We start from the raw sequence: 26390 nt of genomic DNA on the forward strand, positions 1-26390 counted from the left end.
AGTGTTCAGACAAGCAGCCCGGCAGTCTGGCTGACGGGCACTTGGAGCATGCAGACGGACCGTGATAGCCTATTGTATATACGTGGGGATTGTGTCTGCCATCTATCGGGGAGCCGACCAGGGGAGTTCCAAGCACGCGGCAACAGTTCCTGGGAAGGGGATCATGCCGATCATGCGTCAGCATGCAAACACGCACAGCCGCCGTGCCATCCTCATCAGCATGCTGCTCGCCTGCAGCCTGATCGCCGGAGGCCTCGCCGCGGCTGACACTGCTCCCAGCGAATCCAGTGTGCCCGAGCCGACCAGCCTGGAGCAGACGGCGACGGGCCAACCGGCGGACCCATCAGCCAATCCACCAACCCTGCCGGCCACCCCGGCCAGCCCCAAGTCTCCGCTGCCCTCGCCCTCGCCCCTGAACACCGCATCCCCCCTCATCAGCGCCCAGGCCACGCCCAAGAAGCCAAGCGACACCGGCATCCAAAGCAAGACCACCGACAGCCAGCCCCAGACGCGGGCAGCCTACACCGTCACCTTCAACGACCCCGACGGCAGAACCAACACGCCCTCCCAGAGCGTCCCCAGCGGCGGACAGGCCTCCAGGCCCGACAAGGACCCGAGCAGGGACGGCTACCTGTTCGACGGATGGTTCACCGGCAACACCGCCTACGACTTCACCCGCCCCGTCACCGGCAACATCACCCTGACCGCCAAATGGACCAAAGGCGCCAGCTCCTGGAGCCTCTCGCCCGCTTCCGGCCCACCAGCCGGAGGCACCAGGATCACCCTCACCCCGCCCACCACACCCGACATACGCTTTAGCCACGTCGGCACAGGAACATACGCTTCCCAGGCCATAGGCTCCGACGGCAACATTTACAAGTGGGGAGATGCCTCCGATAAAAGGCCAGTGATCGTCACCCCGCCGACAGGCGTCCACTTGACCCAGACCAGCGCAGGAATGAACTTTACTCTGGCCCTGGGAACGGACGGCAACCTCTACAGCTGGGGATTCAACAACCAAGGCCAGCTTGGCAATGGTACCACTACCAATAGCGGGCTGGGCAAAGTGATCATGCCGGCAGACGGCACGAAATTCACCAAGATTAGTGCCGGATTTAACTATTCCTTGGCCATAGGATCGGACGGCAACTTATACGGCTGGGGAGACAACAGCTACGGGCAGCTCGGCATCGGCAATCCCAGTACGAGCCCTAATCAACAGCCGATTAAGGTGATCCTGCCAACAGGGGTCCCAAAATTCACCCAGATCAGCGCAGGAGACAGTCATTCCCTGGCCCTGGGAACGGACGGCAACCTCTACAGCTGGGGATACAACGACCACGCACAGCTCGGCATCGGCGCTAGCGATTCTGATGCTCATGCCGCTCCGAGCAAGGTGAACCTGCCAACAGGGGTCCCAAAATTTACCCAGATCAGCGCAGGATACAAGCATTCCCTGGCCCTGGGAACTGACGGCAACCTCTACAGCTGGGGAACCAACGAGAAAGGCCAGCTGGGACGCAGCATCAATGAGGCGGAGGACGGCACGCCACGCAAAGTGAACCTGCCAACAGGTGTCAGCCGATTCACCCAGGTCATCGCAGGCGGCGAGCATTCCCTGGCCCTGGGATCGGACGGCAACCTCTACAGCTGGGGCGACAACACCAGTGGCCAGCTGGGACGCAACCCCAGCGCAACGAAAGACGGCACGCCACGCAAAGTGGCCATGCCGGCAGGCATCACAATCACCCAAGCCAGCGCGCCCGGCACTTTGGGTGGGGACTTCTCCCTGGCCCTGGGCTCGGACGGCAACATCTATAGCTGGGGATGGAACGGCAACCAGCAGCTGGGACGCGACGCTAGCGGTTACTTCGATGGCCAACCCGGGATAGTCGACTTCCCTGAGAAGCCAAAGCCGACCGGCGTCAGCTTCGGCGATAGGCGGGGTACGAGCCTGGCCGACAACAAGGACGGCACCTGGAGCGTCGTCACACCCCCGCATGCAGGAGGCAAGACGGACGTGACAGTCTTCTGGAGCAGGAACGGCTGGAGGCCCGACGCGCACCTAGACTACACGTACATCATCACCTACACGGTCGCCTTCGACAGCGCCGACGGCAATCCGGTCCCGGACCAGCAGCGAATCACAGGAGGCCAGCAGGCCACACGCCCAATCACAGACCCGGCCAAGGACGGCTTCCTGTTCGACGGCTGGTTCCTCAAGGACGCTGAGGGGGATTCCAAGGTGGCGTATGACTTCAGCCAGCCGGTCACCGGAGACATCACCCTGGTCGCGCATTGGAGCCCCGCCAACACCGGCGGCTGGTCGATCAGCCCAAACAAGGGCACCGCGATGGGCGGCCAGCAGGCGACCATCACCCCGCCCAGGCTGAGCCGCGGCATCCGCTTCAGCCAGATAAGCGCCGGCTCTCTGAGCGGCTTCTCCGTTGGAGTGGCCAGCGACGGGAACGCCTACGCCTGGGGATACAACCAACACGGGCAGCTGGGCCAGGGCAGCGCCAGCAGCACTCCGCAGAAAACACCGGTCAGGGTTCCCCTGCCCGATGGCGTGGATTCCAGTTTCACCTACAAACAGGCCGTGGCGGGCGGCTACCACGTGCTGGCCATCGGCAGCGACGGCATCGTCTACAGCTGGGGCGCCAACGACCACGGCCAGCTGGGCGACAACACCACCACCGAGCGTTCCAAGCCGTTGCCCGTCAAGGGCGCGGACGGCCAGCCCTTCAAGGCCGTCCAGGTCAGCGCCGGCGCCTACGACTCGGCCGCCATCAGCCTGGATGGGCGCGTCTACACCTGGGGCAGCGAAAACAACAACTTCACCGATTACAGCACATCCAAATTGGCACCGGCCCTGGCCAAGGATCCCAACGGCTCCGGTCAGGGGCTGCACGCGGACCAGGTAAGCCTCGGTTGGAGCTTCGTCATGGCCATGGACGCGGACGGCAACGTATACACGTGGGGGTACGACAACTATGGGCAGCTCGGCAACGGCACAGCCACGGGAGAGCACAGCACCATATACGCCGCCGACCCGGCACGCGTGCCCGACGCCGAGGACACAAGCAAAACCTTCAAAGCCACGCAGATCAGCGCAGGAGCCAACCACGCCATGGCCATCAGCCAGGACGGTATCCTCTGGACGTGGGGGTACAACTACCGCGGGCAGCTGGGCGACAGCACGACAACCAACCGGCCCTCGCCCACGCAGATAGGAAAACCAACAAAAGCCAGAGTCACGCAGATCAGCGCCGGCGCGTACCATTCCCTGGCCGTCGACCAAAGCGGCACAGCCTGGGCCTGGGGATGGAACATCAACAGCCAGCTCGGCACCAACAGCAGCGACTTCTATCAGCCCGCGCCCACGCTCGTGTCGCCGCCTGCAGGCCAGGGCAACGCCGGCACCGGGCTCGCAACAGCACGCATCACCGCAGGATGGAACCACTCCATGGCTGTCGGCCAGGATGGCAATGCCTACGCCTGGGGCGACAACGCATCCGGCCAGCTCGGCACCGGAAGCGACACGACTCCAATCAGCACCCCGACCCAGGTGACCCTAAACTCGTTGCTGATTACTGGTGTCAGTTTCGACAAGACGGCTGTGGAGCACCTTCAGCAGAATTCTGACGGGTCCGTCTCTTTTGCTACGCCTGTGCATAATCCTGGACTGGCCGACGTGATTGTGGACTGGACCCTGGGCGGCGCCGGCCAGACCCAGGTGCACCTGGCCTACACCTACGAAGGCACCCTGCCCCTGACGGGAGGCAACGGCAGCATAATCCTCCTGCTCGCCGCCGGGCTGCTCGCCGCAGCCGGCGCCGCCGCAGCCGGACGCCACCGGCGCGAAACCCGCATCCAGCACGCCTAGAATCTTCACACGAGTAAGCAGCCAGGCCGCATCCCAAGACGACCCGGCCAACCAGGGTGGCCCCGCCAATCCCCCAACACAACGGAGCCACCCACCTTTTTGCTTCCGCCCTCTATATCGCCAATAAGACGTGAAACAGCCTTCATGTCTTGTGCAGGCTGGCTGACAGGTACTTGGAGTATGCGGACGGACCGTGGTAGCATTTTCTACATAGTTGGGATTGTGCCTGGCATCTATCGGGGAGCCGGACCGGGGGAGTTCCGGATACGCGGCAGCAGTTCCTGGGGAGGGGATCATGCCGATCATGCGTCAGCATGCGAACATGCACAGCCGCCGGGCCATCGTCGTCAGCATGCTGCTCGCCATTATCCTGCCAGCCAGCCTGATCATGGGCGGCCTGGCCATGGCCGACACAGCCTCCGGCGGATCCAGTGTGCCCGAGCCGACCAGGCTGGAGCAGACGGCTGCAGGCCAACAGGCCGACCCATCAGCCAATGCACCAATCCTGCCTGCCACCCCGGCCAGCCCCCAGTCGCCGCTGCCCTCACCCTCGCCCCTGAACACCGCATCCCCCCTCACCAGCGCCCAGGCCGCGCCCAAGAAGCCCGGCGACACCGGCATCCAAAGCAAGACGGCCCCCAGCCAGCCCCAGACACGCGCAGCCTACACCGTCGCCTTCAACGACCCCGACGGCAAAACCCGCACACCCTCCCAGAGCGTCCCCAGCGGCGGACAGGCCTCCAGGCCCAAGGACCCGAGCAGGGACGGCTACCTGTTCAACGGATGGTTCACCGGCAACACCGCCGTCGCTTATGACTTCAGCCGGCCCGTCACCGGCAACATCACCCTGACCGCCAAATGGACCAGGAGTTGGAGCCTGTCCCCCGCCTCCGGGCCAGCAGACGGAGGCACCAGGATCACCCTCACCACGCCCACCCAATCCGGCATACGCTTCAGCCACATCAGCACAGGGATCATGAATTCCCTGGCCGTGGGCTCCGACGGCAACCTCTACTACTGGGGAGCCTACGGCGGTAAGACTGTATCCTCCAACCGACCGGTCATCGTCAAGCCGCCTGAAGAAGGCGACCGCTTCACCCAGGCCGGCTCCGGCAATGGGTTCTCCGTGGCCCTGGGCTCGGACGGCAACCTCTACAGCATGGGAGGAGGGAACGAACGCGGCCAGCTGGGCAACGGCACCACCACCACCTCTTATGACAAACTGGGGAAAGCACCCCTGCCGACAGGGGTCAGGCAATTCACCCAGATCAGTGTAGGATTCGGCCATTCCCTGGCACTGGACTCGGACGGCAACCTCTACAGCTGGGGGCGGAACGATTGCGGCCAGCTGGGCTATGGCACTACAGATGATAATTCTCATGCCACGCCGAGCAAAGTGAACCTGCCGGCAGGGGTCACGGAATTCACCCAGATCAGCGCAGGCACTGATTATTCCCTGGCCATGGGATCGGACGGCAACCTCTACAGCTGGGGAGAAACCGTTTTCAATGCACTGGGACGCAGCAGCAGCACCACGCCAGCCAACCAACCAGGCAAAGTAACCATGCCGGCAGGCGTCAGGCAATTCACCCAGATCAGCGCAGGATACACCCACTCCCTGGCCCTGGGATCGGACGGCAACCTGTACAGCTGGGGAAACAACACCAGCAGCCAGCTGGGACGCACCCCCACTAGCACCATGCCAGCCAATCAGCCAGGCAAAGTGACTATGCCGACAGGCGTCAAGCAATTCACCCAGATCAGCGCAGGAAACGGTTATTCCCTGGCCATGGGATCGGACGGCAACCTGTACAGCTGGGGAGACAACACCAACGGCCAGCTGGGACGCAACCCCAGCGCAGCGAAAGACGGCACGCCGGGCAAAGTGGCCATGCCGGCAGGCATCACAATCACCCAAGCCAGCGCGCCAAACATGATTAATGGGTACTTTTCCCTGGCCCTGGGCTCGGACGGCAACCTCTACAGCTGGGGAGACAACAGCGCTAGCCAGCTGGGACGCGACACCAGCGAGAAATTCGACTCCAATCCCGGCATGGTCGACTTCCCTGAGAAGCCGAAGCCGACCGGCGTCAAGTTCGGCGGGACAGCGGGCACGAGCCTGACGGACAACAAGGACGGCACCTGGAGCGTCTCCACGCCCCCGCATGCAGGAGGCAAGACCGACGTAACAATCAACTGGAATATGAACGGCCAGCAGCCCGACGCGCACCTTACCTACACCTATATCAACCCCTACACGGTCACCTTCGACAGCGACGGCGGCAATCCGGCCCCAGGCCAGCAGCGGATCACCGAAGGCCGGCAGGCCACGCGCCCGACCAGCAGCCCGTCCAAGGACGGCTTCCTGTTCGACGGCTGGTTCCTCAAGGATGCCAAGGGCGAATCCAAGGTGGCGTATGATTTCAGCCAGCCGATCACCGGCAACATCACCCTGGTCGCGCATTGGAGCCCCGCGGACACCGGCGGCTGGTCGATCAGCCCAAGCAAGGGCAACGTGCTGGGCGGCCAGCAGGCGACCATCACCCCGCCCAAGCTCAGCCGCGGCATCCGCTTCAACCAGGTCAGCGCCGGCGGCTATGAAATCGGAAGGGCCAGTGGCTTTTCGGTGGGCGTGGCCAGCGACGGGAACGCCTACGCCTGGGGCAGCAACCAGTACGGGCAGCTGGGCCAGGGCAGCACCAGCAGCAGGCGGCAGAAAACACCGGTCAGGGTCCCTCTGCCGGCTGGCGTGGATTCCAATTTCACCTACACGCAGGCCGTGGCGGGCGGCTACCATGTGCTGGCCGTCGGCAGCGACGGCATCGTCTACAGCTGGGGGGCCAACAACCGCGGCCAGCTGGGTGACACCACCACCAGCGGCCATTTCAAGCCGCAGCCCGTCAAGGGCGCGGACGGCCAGCCCTTCAAGGCCGTCCAGATCAGCGCCGGCGCCTACGACTCGGCGGCCATCGACCCGCAGGGGCGCGTCTACACCTGGGGCAGTGAGTGCAACAGCGGCGGCTCATACAGCCTATCTAGATCAACCCCAACCCTGGTTCAGAATCCGAGTGGTTCGAACGAGGGGCTGCAAGCAGTCCAGGTTGCCGTCAAATGGAGCTTCATCATGGCCCTGGACAAGAACGGCACCATTTATGCATGGGGGTACGACGACTACGGGCAGCTCGGCAACGGCACTAGTGACTCCTCCTATACGAACCAACCCACGCCAGTACAATACCAAGGCAAAACAGGTCAGCCGTTCCAAGCCAAACAAATCAGCGCAGGAAGCTGGAGCGCTCTGGCCATTGATACGACCGATACAGTCTGGGCATGGGGATGGAATGATCGCGGTCAGCTCGGCAATGGCTCCACTGCCGATCGTCAGTACAGTCCCGTTCGGGTACAAGATCCCACAGGCACCAATCAAGGATTCCAAGCCAGCCAAATCTGTACTGGAACGAATCACACCCTGGCCATTGACAAGGAAGGCACAGCCTGGGCCTGGGGGGACAACGGCAGCGGTCGGCTCGGCGACGGCACCGTCAAAAACGCTCGGACACCAACACAGATAAATGGCTTTCTGCAACAGAACAATGCCGACGCGGGATTCAAAACTGCACGCATTAGCGCCGGAAGCCAGCATTCCCTTGCGATCGGCCAGGACGGCAACGCCTACAGCTGGGGCGACAACCAGTACGGCCAGCTCGGCACTGGAAACGACACGGCACAGAGCAGCAACCCGACCCCAGTGCCATTCAATTCGCTACTGATTACCGGCGTCAAGTTCGACAAGACGGCGGTCAGCTCCCTGCAGCAGAATTCTGACGGATCCGTCACTTTGGCCACGCCCGCCCACAGTCCGGGTCTGGCTGATGTGATCGTGGACTGGACCCTGGGCGGCATCAGCCAGACCCAGGCGCACCTGGCCTACACCTACGAAGGCACCCTGCCCCTGACGGGAGGCAATGGCAGCATGATCATCCTGCTCGCCGCCGGGCTGCTCGCCGCAGCCGGCGCCGTCGCAGCCGGACGCCACCGGCGCGAAACCCGCAGCCTGCACGCCTAGAATCTTCACCCGAGTAAGCAGCCAGGCCGCATCCCAAGACGGCCCGGCCAACCAGGGTGGCCCCGCAGTCCTCAACACAACGGAGCCACCCGCCTCTTTGCATCCACCCTTTATACCCCTCTCTGGAATGAGTCAATAAGGTGTGAAGCAGTCTTCATATAGTGTTCAGGCAAGCAGCCCGGCAGGCTGGCTGACGGGCGCTTGGAGCATGCGAACGAACCGTGATAGCATTATATATAGGTTGGGATTGTGTCTGCCATCTATCGGGGGAGCCAGACCGGGGGAGTTCCAAGTACGCGGCAACAGTTCCTGGGAAGGGGATCATGCCGATCATGCGTCAGCATACGAACACGCACAGCCGCAGGGCCATTCTCGTCAGCATGCTGCTCGCCATTATCCTGCCAGCCAGCCTGATCGCCGGAGGACTCGCCACAGCCGACACAGCCGACGGCGAATCCGCTACGGGCGCCAGCACGCCCGCCCTACCGGAAAGCACAGACCAGGAAGGCCGTCACACCCCCGGCACGGACCGGCAAAACCCCGGCGCCACCCCCGCAATGCCCACACCAACCCTGCCGGCCGGCCCCAAGTCTCCGCTGCCCTCGCCTTCGCCCCTGAACACCGCATTCCCCCTCACCAGCGCCCAGGCCACGCCCAAGAAGCCAAGCGACACCGGCATCAAAAGCAAGACCACCGACAGCCAGCCCCAGACACGCGCAGCCTACACCGTCACCTTCAACGACCCCGACGGCAAAACCAACACACCCTCCCAGAGCGTCCCCAGCGGCGGACAGGCCTCCAGACCCAAGGACCCGAGCAGGGACGGCTACCTGTTCAACGGATGGTTCACCGGCAACACCGCCGTCGCTTATGACTTCAGCCAGCCCGTCACCGGCAGCATCACCCTGACCGCCAAATGGACCAGGATAACCAGCTCATGGAGCCTCAAACCCACCTCCGGCCCAGCAGAAGGAGGCACCAGGATCACCCTGACCACGCCCACCACATCCGACATACGCTTCAGCCACATCGAAACAGGAAAAGACTTTGCCCTGGCCATGGGCTCCGATGGCAACCTCTACAGCTGGGGAAACACAACCAACGGGGCGCTGGGACGAGAAACCAACCAAACGCCAGAAAACCTACCAGGCGTTGTCACCCCGCCGACAGGCGTCCGCTTCACCCAGTTCAGCGCAGGCAGTGGTTATTCCCTGGCCCTGGGCTCGGACGGCAACCTCTACAGCTGGGGAAACAACGGTACCGGGCAACTGGGCATAGGCGGTGCTGATTCTAATCAACATAACACGCCGAGCAAGGGGTCCATGCCGGCAGACGGCACGAAATTCACCCAGATCAGCGCAGGATACTATCATTCCCTGGCCATGGGAACGGACGGCAACCTCTACAGCTGGGGAGACAACTCCCTAGGTCAGCTGGGACGCGCCCTCACCAGCACCAGCACGTTGAACGACGGTACACCGCACAAAGTGAACCCGCCTGCAGGCGTCACACGATTCATCCAGGTCATCGCAGGTGGCGATAATTCCCTGGCCATGGGATGGGACGGCAACCTCTACAGCTGGGGAGACAACAGCAAAGGCCAGCTGGGACGCAGCGCCAGCAGCACGCAAGACGGTACGCCACGCAGAGTGGCCATGCCGGCCGGCATCACAATCACCCAAGGCAGAATCGAAGGCGGCTATTTAGGGGGCTATGCCCTGGGCTTGGGCTCGGACGGCAACCTCTACAGCTGGGGAGACAACAGCAGCCGCCAGCTGGCACGCACCCCCGCCAGCGCCACGCCAGCCAACCGGCCAGGCATGGTCGCCTTCCCCGAGTCTCCCAGGCCGACCGGCATCAGCTTCGGCGGGACTGCGGGCACAAATCTGGCTGCAAACACGAACGGCACCTGGAGCGTGACCACGCCCCAGCATGCAGGAGGCAAGACCGACGTGACCGTCTCCTGGAGCAGGAACGGCCAGCAGCCCGACGCGCGCCTGGACTACACCTACATCAACCCCCACACGGTCACCTTCGACAGCGCCGGCGGCAATCCGGTCCCAGACCCGCAGCGGATCACCATAGGCAAGCAGGCCACACGCCCGACCAGCAGCCCAGCCAAGGCCGGTTTCCTGTTCGACGGCTGGTTCCTCAAGGACGCCAATGGCAAATCCGATGTGGCTTATGACTTCAGCCAGCCGGTCACCGGAGACATCACCCTTGTCGCACATTGGAGCCCCGCCAACACCGGCGGCTGGTCGATCAACCCAAGCAAGGGCAACGCGATGGGCGGCCAGCAGGCGACCATCACCCCGCCCAAGCTGAGCCGCGGCATCCGCTTCAACCAGGTCAGCGCCGGCATCTTGACAAACAACTTCTCCATAGGGGTGGCCAGCGACGGGAACGCCTACGCCTGGGGCAGCAACCAGTACGGGCAGCTGGGCCAGGGCACCACCAGCAGCACTCCGCAGAAGACGCCGGTCAAGGTCCCCCTGCCGGACGGCGTGGCCTCCGGTTTCACCTACACGCAGGCCGCGGCAGGCGGGCACCACGTGCTGGCCATCGGCAGCGACGGCATCGTCTACAGCTGGGGCACCAACGACCACGGGCAGCTCGGCAACGGCAGCCTGGACGCAAATACCCCTCAGACCAGTCCGATGCCCGTCAAGGGCGCGGACGGCCAGCCCTTCAAGGCCGTCCAGGTGAGCGCCGGCTACGCCGACTCGGCGGCCATCAGCCCGGATGGGCGCGTCTACACCTGGGGCAGCGAATACAACGAGCAAGGCGCCTGGAGCACGTCCAAGCGGGCGCCGACCCTGGCCAAGGATCCCGACGGCTCCGGCCAGGGGCTGTACGCGGTCCAGGTCAGCGTCGGCTGGGGCCTCGTCATGGCCTTGGACGCGGACGGCAACGTATATACCTGGGGGTTCAACAACTACGGGCAGCTCGGCAACGGCACAGCCACGGGAGACAACAGCACCACGTATGCCGCCGACCCGGCACGCGTGCCCGACCCCAAGGACACGAGCAAGGCCTTCAAAGCCGTGCAGATCAGCGCCGGATGCTTCCATGCCCTGGCCATCGGCCAGGACGGCGCCGCCTGGACATGGGGGTACAATAAATTCGGGCAGTTGGGGGACGGGTCGACAACCAACAGGCCCAGGCCCAAACAGATAGGAAACCCCACAGACTCCAGCCAGCCATTCCAAGTCGCGCAAATCAACGCAGGCACGATCCACTCCCTGGCCATTGACCAGAACGGCACAGCCTGGGCATGGGGATGGAATGTCTACGGCCAGCTCGGCGACGGCACAACCAGCAACCGGTCCACGCCCACGCGCGTATTGCCGCCCGCAGGCCAGGGCAGCGCCGGCACCGGGCTCGCAACAGCACGAACCAGCGGAGGATACTTTCATTCCCTGGCCATAGGGCGTGACGGCAACGCCTACGCGTGGGGCGACAACCAGTACGGCGAGCTCGGCAACGGAAGCGCGACGCAGAGCAGCACGCCGACCCCGGTGGCGTTCAACCCGGCACTGCTGATCACCGGCGTCAAGTTCGACCAGGCAGCGGTCGGCTCCCTGCAGCAGAATGCCGACGGGTCCGTCTCTTTTGCCACGCCCGTCCATAATCCGGGGCAGGCCGATGTGATCGTGGACTGGACCCTGGGCGGCACCAAACAGGAACCCAAGCACCTGTCCTATACCTACGAAGGCACCCTGCCCCTGACAGGCGGCAACGGCACCATGATCCTCCTGCTCGCCGCCGGGCTGCTCGCCGCAGCCGGCGCCGTCGCAGCCGGACACCACCGGCGCGAAGCCCACGCCCTGCACGTCTAGAATCCTCACCCGAGTAAGCAGCCGGGCCGCATCCCAAGACGGCCCGGCCAACCAGGGTGGCCCCGCCAATCCCCCAACACAACGGAGCCACCCATTCTTTCTGTCCGCCCGCCTGCCTATGAGGTCCAGCAAGCACAACAGAACCGGCACCCCTCTTGCCGCGCAAGGCCGACCTTCCTGGGCTCGTCTCCCATAGGCTGCGGCTGAGCCGTGCGTGGGCATGGCTGGTGTCGTGATAGAGTTGTTACAGATTGTGGCTGGGATTGCGCCCGGCCTCCGGCGGGGAGCCGGTCTGGGGAGTTCAGGATGCGCAGTTGCGTTTCCTATGGAAGGGGTTCATGTCTATCATGCGTCAGCATCCGTACACGCACAGCCGTCCGGCTATGGCCGTCAGCCTGCTACTGGCCGTCATCCTGCCTGCCAGCCTGATCGCCGGGGGCCTTGCCGCAGCCGACACGGCCGACAGCGAACCTGGCATGGCCGCCGCGCCGGCCATGCCAGTAGGCACCGGGGGGGGGGGGTCGTCAGACCCCTCGCGTAGCTAAGCAAAACCCCGGCACTTCCACCAGTGACGCAACACCTACAGCCACACCGTCCACACCACCAACATTCCAGTCACCCCTGGCCACCCCATCGCCCCTGACTACAACATCCCCCCTTGCGCTCAAACCAGACAACAGCAACGAAGGCAAGACCGCCGACAGCCAACCCCAAACACGCGCAACAACGCAATACACCATCAAGTTCACCGATCCTGAAGGTGGATCCACCACACCGGACCAGCACGTCGCCAAAGGCATCCAAGCCCAAAGGCCAAACGATCCGGCTCGTCCTGGATACGCATTCGACGGCTGGTTCACCGACAACGTGGCCTACGACTTCACCCAGCCCGTCACCAAAGACACCACTCTGACCGCCAAATGGACTAAAGATTGGAGCATAAGCCCAGTCAAGGGGCTTACAGCCGGCGGCACAAGAGTGGTCCTGACCCCTCCTCCTTCACGTGGAATCCGCTTCGGCCATGCCAGCGCAGGAAACTCAAATTCCGCGGCCTTGGGGTCGGATGGCAGCATATATAGCTGGGGAGGCGAGCCGGGGCGAGACACCAGCGGCATATCGGCCAATCAGCCAGGCATCATCACCCCTCCGGCCGGCATCCAAAAATTCACCCAAGTCAGCGCAGGAAACGACTATTCCTTAGCGGTCGGCTCGGACGGCAACATCTACAGCTGGGGAGACAATACGACAGACCAGCTAGGACGAGACACTAGCAAAGCACCGGCAAACCGGCCAGGCATCGTCATTCCGCCGACAACAGGCATCCGCTTCACCCAGGTCAGCGCAGGGGCATGGCATGCCCTGGCCCTGGATGAGAACGGCAACATCTACAGCTGGGGAAGCAATACCAAGGGAGCACTGGGACGAGACACCAGCACCACGCCAGAAAACCGGCCAGGCATCGTGACTTCGCCGACAACAGGCATCCGTTTCACCCAGGTCAGCGCAGGTACTTTCTTTTCACTTGCCATCGATTCGGACGGCAATCTGTACAGCTGGGGAAGCAACGGCGATGGACGGCTGGGACGCACCCCCAGCAGCACTACGCCAGCAGACCGGCCAGGCATCGTTGACCCACCTGACGGAGTCACATCATTCACCCAGGCAAGCGCAGGAAAACTCTTCTCCATAGCCATCGGATCGGACGGCAACCTGTACAGCTGGGGAAACAACGATAGCGGCCAACTGGGACGCGACACCAGCACCACGCCAGAAAACAAACCCGGCAAAGTATCCATACCAGAAAGCAATCAAAACATCATCCAAGCAAGCGCAGGGCTATCTTATTCCCTGGCCGTCGATTCGCACGGCAACCTGTACAGCTGGGGCGACAACACCAGCGGCCAACTGGGACGAGATGCCAGTAGCACACCAGGAAAAAAGCCAGGCAAAGTGCCACCCCCGACTGACAGAGTCAGCTTCACTCAAGCTAGCGCAGGTGTGGCCTCTTCCCTGGCCATGGGATCGGACGGCAACTTGTACAGCTGGGGAAATAACGATAGCGGCCAACTGGGGCGCGACACCACCAAGTCTTCCGCCACCAAGGCGGGCGTGGTCGGCTTCCCTGAGAAGCCCAAGCCGACCCGCGTCAGCTTCGGCGATAAGGCGGGAGCAAACCTGACTGCCAACACTGACGGTACGTGGAACGTGACAACGCCCGCACATCCGGAAGAACAGGTAGACGTAGCCATTTCTTGGACCATGAACGGCCAGCAGCCCGACACGCACCTGGACTACACCTACATCAACTCCTACACGGTCGCCTTCGACAGCGTCGGCGGCAAGCCGACACCAGACCAGCAGCGGATCACCATAGGCAAACAGGCCACACGCCCGACCAGCAGCCCGGCCAAGGACGGCTTCCTGTTTGATGGCTGGTTCCTCAAGGATGCCGATGGCGATTCCAAGGTGGCGTATGATTTCAGCCAGCCGGTCACCGCGGACATCACCCTGGTCGCGCATTGGAGCCCCGCAAACACCGGCGGCTGGTCGATCAGCCCAGACAAGGGCAACGTGCTGGGCGGCCAGCAGACCACCATCACCCCGCCCAGGCTCAGCCGCGGCATCCGCTTCAACCAGATAAGCGCCAGCCTCGATATGGGTGGCTTCTCAGTTGGTGTGGCCAGCGACGGGAACGTCTACGCCTGGGGCGCCAACGAGGACGGCCAGCTGGGCCAGGATCCAGACAAGACGCCTACGCAGAAGACGCCGGTCAGGGTCCCTCTGCCGGATGGCGTGGCCTCGGGTTTCACCTATACGCAGGTCGCGGCAGGCGGCGCCCACGTGGTGGCCATCGGCTCCGACCAGATTGTCTACGCCTGGGGGGCCAACGACCAGGGCCAGCTCGGCAACGGCAGTAAGGACACACAAAACCATTCCAAGCCCCAGCCCGTCAAGGGCGCGGACGGCCAGCCCTTCAAAGCCGTCCAGATCAGCGCCGGCTCCTCCGACTCGGCAGCCATCGACCCGCAGGGACGCGTCTATACTTGGGGCAGCGAGCACTACGCCGCCTACTCATGCGGCACGGCCAGGCCGACACCGACCCTGGCCAAGGACCCCAACGGCTCCGGCCAGGGGCTACATGCGGTACAGGTCAGCGCCAACTACAGCTTCATCATGGCCCTGGATGCGGACGGCAACGTATACACGTGGGGATACAACAACTACGGGCAGCTCGGCAACGGCACAATCGCAGGAGACTACAGCCAAAAATATGCTGCCGACCCAGCACGCGTGCCCGACCCCAAGGATGCCAGCAAGGCCTTCAAAGCAGTCAGGATCAGCGCTGGAGACTGCCATGCACTGGCCATCGGCCAGGACGGCACCCTCTGGGCATGGGGATACGGTGCCGATGCCCAGCTCGGCGATGGCGGGTATGAGAATCAGTCAACTCCCATGCAGGTACGGAACCCCAAGGACTCCAGCCAGGGATTCAAAGTAGCATGGATCAGCGGCGGCGTAAACAAAACCATAGTCGGCGATGAGAACGGCACAGCCTGGGCATGGGGACTGAACAACTGGGGCCAGCTCGGCATCAACAGCACCAACGACCCGCAGAAGACGCCTGTGCAGATGTCACCGCCTGCTGATCAAGACAACCCCGCCAAGGGATTCACACCCGCACGAGTCAGCGTCGGAGGCCTCCATACCCTGGCAATCGGCCAGGACGGCAACGCGTACAGCACGGGATGCAATTGGTTCGGCCAGCTCGGCAACACCAGCATCCCCACAGGGTTATATGTAGACGCTGCCATAAGCCTTGTGCCGGTACCAGTAATGCTCGGACAACTGCAAATCACCGGTGTCAAGTTCGACAAGACGGCTGTGGACCACCTGCAGCAGAATTCTGACGGGTCCGTCACCTTGGCCACTCCCGCTCACAGTCCGGGGCGGGCTGATGTGATCGTGGACTGGACCCTGGGCGGCACCAAACAGGAACCCAAGCACCTGTCCTATACCTACGAAGGCACCCTGCCCCTGACGGGCGGCAACGGCACCATGATCCTCCTGCTCGCCGCCGGGCTGCTCGCCGCAGCCGGCGCAGCCGCAGCCGGACGCCACAGGCGGGAAACCCGCATCCAGCACGCCTAGAATCTTCACTCGAGTAAGCAAGCCGGGCCGTACCCCAAGACGGCCCGGCCAACCAGGGTGGCCCCGCCAATCCCCCAACACAACGGAGCCACCCATCTCTTTTTTACCCCTTCCTAGACAGAAAGCCTTACAATCCGGAATTTGACATAACATTTTTTACTTGATTTATCCGGGTGTTGCTTCCGTTTTGGACCGACCCTGTATGCTAACGTTTGTCTAGCTACCGGGAATGTGCCCGGCACGCAGTCGATGAAAAACTTGGGATTTTCATCATTTGACCGCCTTATCTTGGGAAAGGGGTTTGTAGCGATCATGTGCCATCCGGACGCATCTTCCCGGTCAGCCATTGTTGTAGACCTTTTGAAGGTCATCGTCATTCTTCCAGCCAGCATGATTATCGGCAGCCTCACTGCGGCTGACGCCACCGCGAAAACAATCAGCCCACCCCAACCGACAAAATTGGAAGAAACCGCAACAGAACAGCAAAAAGACGCATCCTTCAGCACAGCAACCCCCGTGGTCACACCCAGGCTGGCGACTGCGACATCCGGCCGCCCGCAAACAGCCTCAACGTCGTACCAGGTCATCTTCGACAGCGCTGACGGCAGCAACGTCGACTCGCAGACCATAGCCGAAGGCACCCAGGCCAGCCGGCCCGCCAAGGACCCAACCAAGGAGGGTTACCTTTTCGACGGCTGGTTCACCAAAGACGCCAACGGCGACTCAAAGGTGGCCTACGACTTCACTCAGCCGGTCACCACAGACCTGACCCTGACCGCCCACTGGACCAAGGGAACCAGCGCCTGGAGCCTCTCCCCCACCTCTGGGAAAACCACAGGAGACGCCAAGATCACCCTGACCCCACCCACCAAACCAGAGATACGCTTCAGCCATATTATTCCCGCAAAAATAGAAGGTTCCCAAGCCATCGCTTCGGACGGCAACCTCTACAGGTGGGGAGACAACAACTACATACTGGGAACCCCTGAAGAAGAAAAGCGCACGCCGAGCCTTATCACTCCGCCAGATGGTGTCCACTTCACCCAGGTCAGCACAGGCTACTACCACTCCCTGGCCATCGGTTCGGACGGCAACCTCTACAGCTGGGGACACAACAGTTACGGCGAACTGGGGCGCGAGACCGTAAGCAAGTCCCCGAAAGACGACCCCGAGATAGACAATCAGCCGGGCCTGGTCACTGCCCCGGCCGGCGTCCGCTTCACCCAAGCCTGCGCAGGAAAATGGCATTCCCTGGCCCTAGGATCAGACGGCAACCTCTACAGCTGGGGAGAAAACAAGCACGGTGAATTGGGACGCGACACGGGTTCGGCCGCATACGACGTCAAGCCAGGCCAGGTGCCCATGCCAGCAGGCATCACGAAAATAACCCAGCTCAGTGCAGGAACCTTCTACTCAATGGCCCTCGACTCGGACGGCGATCTCTACACCTGGGGGGACAACAGTTATGACGAACTGGGACGCGACACCGCTTTGGCGGGAAAAGACGGCCAACCGGTCAAAGTGCCCACCCCGGAAGGCATCACAAAATTCACTTGGATCGCGGCCGGAGAGTGGACATCCCTGGCCACTGGCTCAGACGGCAGCCTATACAGCTGGGGATGGAACGAACACGGCCAGCTAGGACGGGACACCGGCGGTTATCCCTACCGTGACGGCAGACCGGGCAAGGTGACCATGCCGGCAGGCGTCGCAAAATTCACCCAGGTCAGCACAGAACTCAGGCATACCCTGGCCCTGGGATCGGACGGCAACCTCTACAGCTGGGGAGAAAACAATCGGGGCCAGCTGGGACGCGACACCGGATCAGCTTTATACGGTACCAAGCCAGGCAAGGTCACCGTGCCGACAGGCGTCGCAAAATTCACCCAGGTCAGCGCAGGCTATTCCCATTCCCTGGCCATCGGCTCCGACGGCAACCTCTACAGCTGGGGAGAAAACAAGTACGGCCAGCTGGGACGCCGCACCAGCGGCAACTACGACAGCCGTCCCGGCATGGTCGCCTTCCCCGAGGATCCCAAACCCGACAAGGTGAGTTTCGGCGGGACGCCCGGCACCAACCTGACCGCCAACACGGACGGCACCTGGAGCGTCACCACACCCAGACATGAGCATGGCAGGGTGGATGTGGCCGTCACCTGGAAGATGAACGGCAAGCGTCCAGACGCACATCTGCCCTACAGGTACCTGGGCACTTACCTTATTGATTTCGACCCTGCCGGTGGCATTGGGTTCTACCTCCAACTCGTGACCGAGGGCGACCATGTGAAACGCCCCGCCAAGGATCCAACCAAGAGGGGCTACCTGTTCGACGGCTGGTTCACCGGCGATACAGCCTACGATTTCAGCAGGCCGGTCACCGGCAAGGTGAACCTGACCGCCCACTGGAGCAGCGCCGACACCAAGTGGAAGCTCGACAAGGCCAGCGGTCCCGAGTCAGGCGGCCAGACCGTCACACTGACCCCGCCACTGAAACGCGGCATCCGCATCAGCCAAGTCGACGGAGGAGACCTCCATTCCGGGGCTGTGGGCTCCGATGGCAGCCTCTACACCTGGGGAGACAACAGCAGCCATGGGCAGCTGGGCCGCGACACCGCCGACAAGCAGGACAGCCATCCCGGCAGAGCGGAGGCCCCTGCAGGCGTCAACTTCGTACATGCCAGCACAGGCTATGGATTTTCCGTGGCCCTGGGCTCCGATGGCAGCCTCTATACCTGGGGAGACAACAGCCGAGGCCAGCTGGGCCGTGCCGTCACCAGCAGCAAACCAGCCAACAGGCCCAACAAGGTGGAGTCCCCGGCAGGCATCACCTTCACCCAGGCGAGCGCAGGCGAATCGCATGTGGTAGCCGTGGGCTCGGACGGCAACCTCTACACCTGGGGAGACAACAGCGCCGGCCGACTGGGCCGCGACACCAGCAGCATCCCGGCAAACAAGCCTGGAAAAGCCGACACTCCGGCAGACGTCACTTTCAGTAGCGTCAGTGCAGGCTGGTGCCACACAGTGGCTCTCGACACTCAAGGGAATGTGTACACCTGGGGTGGCAACACCCGCGGCGAACTCGGGCGCAGCACCACCAGCACTCCGGCAGACAAGCCCGGCAAGGCCGACACACCTGCAGGCATCGTCTTCACCCAGGCCAGCGCAGGCGGAAGCCACTCCGTGGCCGTAAGCGACGATGGCAGCCTCTACACCTGGGGCAATCCCGACAATGGACGCTTGGGCCGCGACACCAGTAGCACACCTGCTGACAAGCCAGGCAAAGCCAACATCCCGGCAGATCTCGCCTTCACCCAAGCCAGCGCAGGAGACGAACATTCCATCGCCTTAGGTTCCGACGGCAGCCTCTACACCTGGGGAGACAACGCCAATGGACAGCTGGGCCGCGACACCAGCAAAACCCCGGCAGACATGCCAGGCAAAACCGATACGCCGGCAGGCATCACGTTCACCCAAGCCAGCGCAGGAGCATGGCACAGTCTGGCCCTGGGCTCTGACGGCAACCTCTACAGCTGGGGAGACAACACCAACGGGCAACTGGGCCGCGACGCCGGCAACACCCAGGCCGCCAGCCCGGCCATGGACAATTTCCCCGGGCAAGGCACCCCCACGCATGTCCTGTTCGACAATGTGGAAGCCCCTGACCTGACCAAGAACCACGACGGCACCTGGACGGCGACCACGCCGGCACACATGCCCGGCACGTCAACCGTCACCATCGACTGGAGGCTGGATGGAGCAGCCCAAACCCCCGATACCAGCAACACGTATCGGTACACCTCCATCAGCCTGCTGCCTTCGGCAGGAGGAGGCGGCCTGCTTCCCCTGTTAGTCGCCGGGCTGCTCGCCTTCACATGCGCTGCAGCAGCCAGACGCCACCGGCTGGGAACCCTCAGCCGACAACAATAAAGACTTCTCTTGTGTAAGAAGGTCCGGGTTATCACTATCCCCAACACAAAGCCCGGACCACAGGGGTGGCCCCAACTCCCCCGACGCAATGGGGCCACCCATATACTTCCTTCAGACCGGCAATGGCATCGCATGGCAACATCGCCAATATGGACAATGGCTTATACCGCGACATTACCGTATATGTAGCGCTACAATTATCGTCAGCAACGCCGACGACTCAGCCACCACAGGCCTGTCCGAACGGCACCCCGAACACCGCCGGCGAATCGTCGCAAGGAGGAGCCATGACCGACGCACGCCATCAATCCCAATCCGCGCAAAACCATCCTGGACCGGATGTCCGCTTCACACCATCCCAGGTCCGACTGACCCCCGGCAGCATCTACGCCGATGCACAGCAGGCCGGCTCGGACTACCTGCTGAGTCTGGATCCCGATCGCCTCCTGGCCCCCTATCGGCGAGAGGCAGGTCTGCCCGCCAAGGCGGATCCATACCCCAACTGGGAGTCCATGGGTCTGGACGGCCACATCGGCGGCCACTACCTGTCCGGACTGGCGGCCTACTGGCAGAGTATGCAAACCTGGCCCTTCCTGGAGCGCGCCACCCGCATGCTGACCGGCCTGCTCGAATGCCAGGAGGCCTCGGGCGACGGCTTCCTGGGCGGCATGCCTCACAGCGCCGAGCTCTTCCGGAACCTGCGGCAGGGTCACGTGCAGGCCCAGTCCTTCGATCTGCTGGGCTCCTGGGTGCCCCTCTACAACCTGCACAAGCTCTTTGCCGGCCTGCTGGACTGCTGGCAGTCCTTCCAAACCAAGAGCGCCTCCGACATGGCCCGCGTTATGGTCCTGCGCTTGGCCGACTGGTGGTGCGACCTGGTGGACAATATCGACGAACAGAATTTTCAGACCATGCTGACCTGCGAGTACGGGGGCCTGAACGAGGCCTTCGCCCGCCTCTATCAGCTGACCGGAAAGGACCGCTATCTCCGCCAGGCCCGTCGCTTGACCGACCGCCCCTTCTTCGAACCGCTGGCCGCAGGCAAGGACCAGCTGACCGGCCTGCACGCCAATACACAGATACCCAAGGTCCTGGGATACGAGCGTCTGGCCGAGATCACCGGAGACGAGGCCTTCCGCAAAGCCGTGGACACCTTCTGGCATGGGGTGGTGGACAAGCGCACGGTCTCCATCGGGGCCCACTCCATCTCCGAGCATTTCAATCCACCCGATGATTTCTCGGCCATGGTCACCTCCCGCGAGGGCCTGGAGACCTGCAACAGCTACAACATGGCCAAGCTGGCACTGCGCCTTTACGACCGCACCGGACAGGCCCGCTACCTGGATTTCTATGAGCGGGTACTGGTCAACCATCTGGTATCCACGGTGGGCATCCGCGAGCATGGCTTCGTCTACTTCACCCCCATGCGACCCCGGCACTATAGGGTCTATTCCAGCGCACAGCGTTCCTTCTGGTGCTGCGTGGGCACCGGCCTGGAAAACCACGCCCGCTACGGCGCCATGATCTTCGAGCGCCGACCCGGAAATAATCCTGACCAGGAATCCGCGTCTCTGGCAGTCAACCTCTTCATCCCCGCCAGCCTGGACTGGTCCCAGCGCGGGCTGCGGATCAGCCTGGTCTACTCTCCCGGCCCCGGGACCACCAATATTGGATGCCTGGATCTAGAAGCCGAAGACCAAAGCCAGCAGACCCTGGACCTCTACCTGCGTCATCCCTGGTGGCTGGAGGATGCCAACTACCGGATCAGGCAAGGCCAGGCAAACATGACCGTCGAGCCGGCGAAGTCCGATTCGGATGGCAGCCCCCGCTTCGACCACCTGCATCTGACTTGGACCGGCCGAGTGAGCCTGGAGCTGCGCCACCAGGTCCGGGTGACTGCCGAGCCGCTGCCGGACGGTTCGGACTGGGTCAGCCTGCTGCGCGGCGTCAAGGTCATGGCCGCCCGCAGCGACGATGCCGACCTGATAGGTCTGAAGGCTGACGACTCCCGTGCCGGGCACATCGCCTCCGGCCCCCTGCGTCCGCTGGGCGACCTGCCCGTGCTCCAGGGAGCGCCCCAGGACTTCCTGCTGCCCCACCCCCAGGACGACGGCGCCATAGAAGTGGCCGTCTCCAGACCCAAGACCGGAAAACAGGGGTGGACCGATTCACGCCTGCTACTGGTCCCCTTCACTTCCATCGAAGCCTCGCGATACTCGGTCTACCTGCCCTGGGCGAAGGATGGCGATAAGGACCGTGTCCACCGAGCCCTGGAAGAGATCGATGCACAGGAACAGGCCCATGAGCTGCAGGTCTGCGACCGGGTGGACTGCGGGTCCCAGCAGTCCGAAATCGACCACAAGTATCAGGGCAGGAATGACCGGCAGGAGCTGATTGAGGGAATCAACACCCGTCACGCCCTAGCTGGGGGCTGCTTCTCATACCGGCTGCGGGATGCCACCGGCGGCGCGAAAATGCTGGAGGTCACCATGCGGGACCAGGACAGCGCCGCACCCTACTCCCTGCGGACGGAGGGCCTGGAATTGGGCCAGCCCGTAAGAAGCCGCGAAAACGGCAGAATATTGGACCGCTACCCCCTGACCGGTCGTGGATTGGACGCTCTGCCCGACCGGGCTGTCAGGGTACAGGTCCAAGCCGGAGACGAAGGTCCCACCCCTGACCTGCTGACTCTGACACTGATTCGCGGTTGAAGCGCTCAGGACCGGGCTGTACTGCCAGCCTCCACCAGCGTGAAGGGCAGGTCCACCTGCTCGGGCTGATGTCTGCTGGGCGGATCTTTCATCCGAGCCATGAGCAGTCGCAAGCACTCGGCCGCCACCCGGTCAGTGTCTACGCGAATGGTCGAAAGGGCAGGTGTAAGGAAGCGGGACACTTCCAGCCCGTCGAAACCAATCAGTGCAACCTGCTCGGGCACCCGCACCCCATGTGCACCCAGCGCGTGCAGGGCCCCGATGGCCACCACATCCGTCAGGGCAAAGACCCCGTCAAAATCCCTGCGGCGAGTCAGCAGAACGGCCATGGCCTGGTCGGCGCTGCCCTGATCCCAGTCGCAGTCGACAACATCTTCAGATCCTAGGCTGATTCCATGACCTTGTGCTGCCTGCATGGCACCCAAGAGTCGCTGTTCCCGCCCTAGGCTGGTCTGAGCCAGCTGGTCTGGGGCTTTATAGGCGGTGCCAAGAACAAGAATCCGCCGGCAACCATGGTCTATTAGATGCTCCACTGCTGCCTGGGCACCCTGTCGGTTAGGACTGCGAACGGTGTCTACAGACGAGTCCAGCCGCGGACCGTCGAAAACCACCAAGGGATAGCGCCGATTGAGCGCGGCGATAGAGTCAGCGGACAGGACCGGCGCGGACAGGATGGTTCCCTCGCAAAATTGGGTGGCGATGTCTGCCACCATGGATGACTCGTAGCTGGCCATCTGCCGCGTCTGCTGGATTAGCGTCTGATACCCCATGCTGAAGGCCTGATCCGATACCGCCGCCGCCAGGGCCGCCGAGAAGGGCGAACGGTCCAGCTCCACAGTGGAGAAGCCGATGATCCCGGACCTGCCCGAGCTGAGTCGCCGGGCCGCCAGATTGGGCCGGTATCCCAGACGTTGCGCCGCCTCCAACACCCGACGCGCCGTAGCAGGTTTGACTGAGGATTTGCCCCGTAGGGCATTGGATGCAGTCATTCGCGACACCCCGGCCTCACCGGCCACATCGTCCAAAGTCGTCACTATGGTCGTCGCTTCCCTCACGCCCGATTTGTCAGCTCATTCTATCGCCGGGCAGACAAGGACTTAAAGGTGAATATTAATTGACGGTGCGCCGCTTACGCGCCGCTTTCGCTACTACCGCGGTTGGTTAACAATACAGCTATATTTTCTTTCGATGGTATGTTCAATGCTGAAGTGGTGAGGATCTGAGCGCTTTTCGTCATGGCCTTTTCGACTGGTGCAGTGCTGACGCTGACACACCGGGCAGCTTTTCGCCAGACAAGACGTTTATAGGCAAGCGATGATGGCTTCGCTTGCTGTTAGCGGAGGGGCTTTGATTTCATGCGTCTGGCTTCCCGTCTGCGTCGTGCATCGGCGATGATGGCAGGGCAAGCCAGGCAGAATCAATGCCAGCACGGCACCCACCGTGGAGACAGCCAGTATGGACGGCCAGCCACTGGCACTCACCAAAACCAGCGACACCTGGCAGACGAATATACCTGCACACACGTCCGGAAAAGCCGCCATTCTCATCACCGGCAAACAAAACAACCAGTCCTTCACCAGGAGCCTCGAATACATGGTCGACCAGACTCTGACCAGAGACGCCCAGTCTGGCTCCACCTACACGGTAAGCTTCAATGCAACCGGAGGAAGCCAGGCACCCCAACCCCGACAGATTCCCTACCCGTACGGGCGAGTGCAGCGGCCCTACCCAAATCCGACGCGAAGCGACTACCAGTTCGAAGGATGGTTCACCGGCAACACCGCTACGACTTCAGCACACCTGTCACCGAAAACATCACGCTCACCGCCCGCTGGACCAGCAAAAACCCCAGAACCACGTGGACCATCAACCCCAACAAGGGCAACCAGTTCGGCAACGAAACCACCACCATCACCCCGCCAGACAGCCGCAGCGGCGTTAAATTCAACCAAATCAGCAATTCAATTGAATCCGGCAAGATGCACAATAGTGTTTCATTGGCTGTGGGCAGCGACGGATACGTATACGCCTGGGGAGACAACACCAATGGACAGCTCGGCAACAACACCAGCAACGGCTTCGACGGTGCGAATCCTGTTCCTGGGCGCGTGCGCGACCCGAACAATCCCCATGATACAAGCAAAAGTTTGAAAAGCGTTCAAATCAGCGCTGGTTTTGAGCATACTATTGCAATCGATGCCCAAGGGAACACCTGGTCATGGGGATGGAATTATTGGGGCGAACTCGGACAAAATACCAAGACTGACGAAATTTTTATTCCAACGCAGGTATACAATCCCGACAATCCCACTATCCCCTTCAAAGCCAGCCAGGTCAGTGCGGGATACGACACGTCCCTAGCTGTCGACAACAATGGAATTTCATGGTCGTGGGGACGAAACGATTACGGCCAACTTGGTTATACCAACTATGACAGTTCCACTGTTCACAGACAACCAGCAAAAGTGCGAAATCCTGCATCCCCAAACAACACTGATCTAAGTCTGAACAGCACTCTAGTCAGTGCGGGAAATTGGGATTCTCTGGCTATCGGCAAGGATGGATACACGTATGCATGGGGATACAACGGCTATGGTCAGCTCGGCAACAACAGCTACAAAGATGCCTATGCCCCGGTGTTAGTGGAGTTCAACCTGTCTCGGGTGATCAGCGCAGCCAGGTTCGACTCTAGCCCCGGCACGAATCTGACCAATATCAACAACAGCAACAGCGTCACCGTGCTCACGCCTGCGCACGTGCCGGGCACGGTCACGGTCAGCGTGGACTACACGATGGGCGGCTCAGGACAGACTCTGACCGATACCTCCCTCAGATACACGTACACGCCTGCAGGCGTACTCCCCCGGGCGGGCGGTGAGGGCATCATGCTCGCCCTGGCCACCGGCATGACCGGCATGGGCGCAGTGCTGGCATCCCGCCGCCACCGGAGAGAACAACACCGCCTATTGCACGCTTTGCACGAGTAAGAAAGGCCGAGGGCATATATCACCCCCCCCCCACCTCCTGCCAGAATAAGGGGAGTAGGGAAGCAAGCGTCACTAAAGGCTCAAATCCCCAAGTGAGCCGACGCCCCTCCCGCGTCCCCACCACACTTATTGATCAACCACACGACAGCGATAAAGGAAGCAACTGCTCTTGACGTTGGAGGTTATTGTTTCGTGTCAGGAACAAAACCTATGGTTGTTTGCTACTTGTTACCATGCTTGTCTGGGTCGTCTTTTTGCAGACCAAGCAAGAGCAAGCTGCTATAGTCGGCTGCTTTGAGATGCTGAAACCCCCGCCGATTCAGTTGTTTATCAGCGTTCTATGGCCAATCAGTGATGAATATCGTGGCGGTGGCGAGATTCAATAGGGTAATGCTCACGCAGCGCTTTCACCAGTGATGCGATTAATCGAAATTACTGTGCTGCCGTAAAAACCGACGATGACACGGTCTATAAACCAGATAATTCCAAATCACTTACCACAAATTACTTCGTGTGTTGCTTTTTAATTTGGTGGTATGGTGAAAAAAGGGGTGTCGGAAAACAGATGGCTTTCCGCTACGGCTCGTGCAATCTGATGCTGAGTCGGCATTGAAAGACAGAAGGACTTTCCGACAGACAAGACGTTATGTGCAGGCGGCTTTGACACCGCTTGACGTTTGGTGAAGGGGTTTTGGTTTCATGCATATGGTTTTCCGTCTGCGCCGCATCTTGGCAATGACGACCGTCCTGCTGAGCCTACTGACAGGTCTGAGCGTCGCATCCGCCCAGGCGGACGCTCCTGTACTCACCGGGGGGGGGGGGTCG

The 26390-nt window shown here is 62.1% G+C and carries 9 protein-coding genes and 1 pseudogene; 9 read left to right on the forward strand and 1 reads right to left on the reverse strand.

Annotated features, from left to right (window positions below; genetic code table 11):
- Positions 1-172: 172 nt before the first annotated feature.
- From H3T90_RS02890 to H3T90_RS02920, 7 genes are all read left to right on the forward strand, one after another.
- The gene (locus H3T90_RS02890; protein WP_198229521.1) at positions 173-3886 is read left to right on the forward strand and encodes an RCC1 domain-containing protein; all 3714 of its coding nucleotides are present in this window, start codon (positions 173-175) and stop codon (positions 3884-3886) included.
- A gap of 304 nt (positions 3887-4190) precedes the next feature.
- Complete coding sequence (locus H3T90_RS02895; RefSeq protein ID WP_198229522.1) at positions 4191-7952, forward strand: RCC1 domain-containing protein; 3762 nt, start codon at positions 4191-4193, stop codon at positions 7950-7952.
- 332 nt (positions 7953-8284) lie between these two features.
- Positions 8285-11791: an RCC1 domain-containing protein gene (locus H3T90_RS02900; RefSeq protein ID WP_198229523.1), complete on the forward strand. Its 3507-nt coding sequence runs from the start codon at positions 8285-8287 to the stop codon at positions 11789-11791.
- A gap of 338 nt (positions 11792-12129) precedes the next feature.
- Positions 12130-12336: a hypothetical protein gene (locus tag H3T90_RS02905; RefSeq protein ID WP_198229524.1), complete on the forward strand. Its 207-nt coding sequence runs from the start codon at positions 12130-12132 to the stop codon at positions 12334-12336.
- Positions 12337-12529: 193 nt separating this feature from the next.
- Complete coding sequence (locus H3T90_RS02910; protein ID WP_332468231.1) at positions 12530-15940, forward strand: RCC1 domain-containing protein; 3411 nt, start codon at positions 12530-12532, stop codon at positions 15938-15940.
- A 516-nt stretch (positions 15941-16456) separates the two neighbouring features.
- A complete protein-coding gene (locus tag H3T90_RS02915) occupies positions 16457-19867 on the forward strand; it encodes an RCC1 domain-containing protein (RefSeq protein WP_198229526.1) in 3411 nt (1136 codons plus the stop codon).
- Between the two features lie 287 nt (positions 19868-20154).
- The gene (locus H3T90_RS02920; RefSeq protein WP_198229527.1) at positions 20155-22578 is read left to right on the forward strand and encodes a beta-L-arabinofuranosidase domain-containing protein; all 2424 of its coding nucleotides are present in this window, start codon (positions 20155-20157) and stop codon (positions 22576-22578) included.
- Positions 22579-22583: 5 nt separating this feature from the next.
- Here the strand turns inward: H3T90_RS02920 and H3T90_RS02925 are convergent, their stop codons facing one another.
- Positions 22584-23633, reverse strand: a complete 1050-nt coding sequence (locus H3T90_RS02925) for a LacI family DNA-binding transcriptional regulator (RefSeq protein WP_198229528.1) — start codon at positions 23631-23633, stop codon at positions 22584-22586.
- A gap of 538 nt (positions 23634-24171) precedes the next feature.
- Between H3T90_RS02925 and H3T90_RS08865 the strand changes: the two are divergent.
- Positions 24172-24318: pseudogene (locus H3T90_RS08865) on the forward strand (hypothetical protein); the annotation flags it as partial.
- A 23-nt stretch (positions 24319-24341) separates the two neighbouring features.
- A complete protein-coding gene (locus H3T90_RS02930; protein ID WP_232350495.1) occupies positions 24342-25565 on the forward strand; it encodes an RCC1 domain-containing protein in 1224 nt (407 codons plus the stop codon).
- Positions 25566-26390 lie beyond the last annotated feature (825 nt).

The sequence above is a fragment of the Bifidobacterium polysaccharolyticum genome (assembly GCF_016101585.1).
Taxonomy (GTDB): Bacteria; Actinomycetota; Actinomycetes; order Actinomycetales; family Bifidobacteriaceae; genus Bombiscardovia; species Bombiscardovia polysaccharolytica.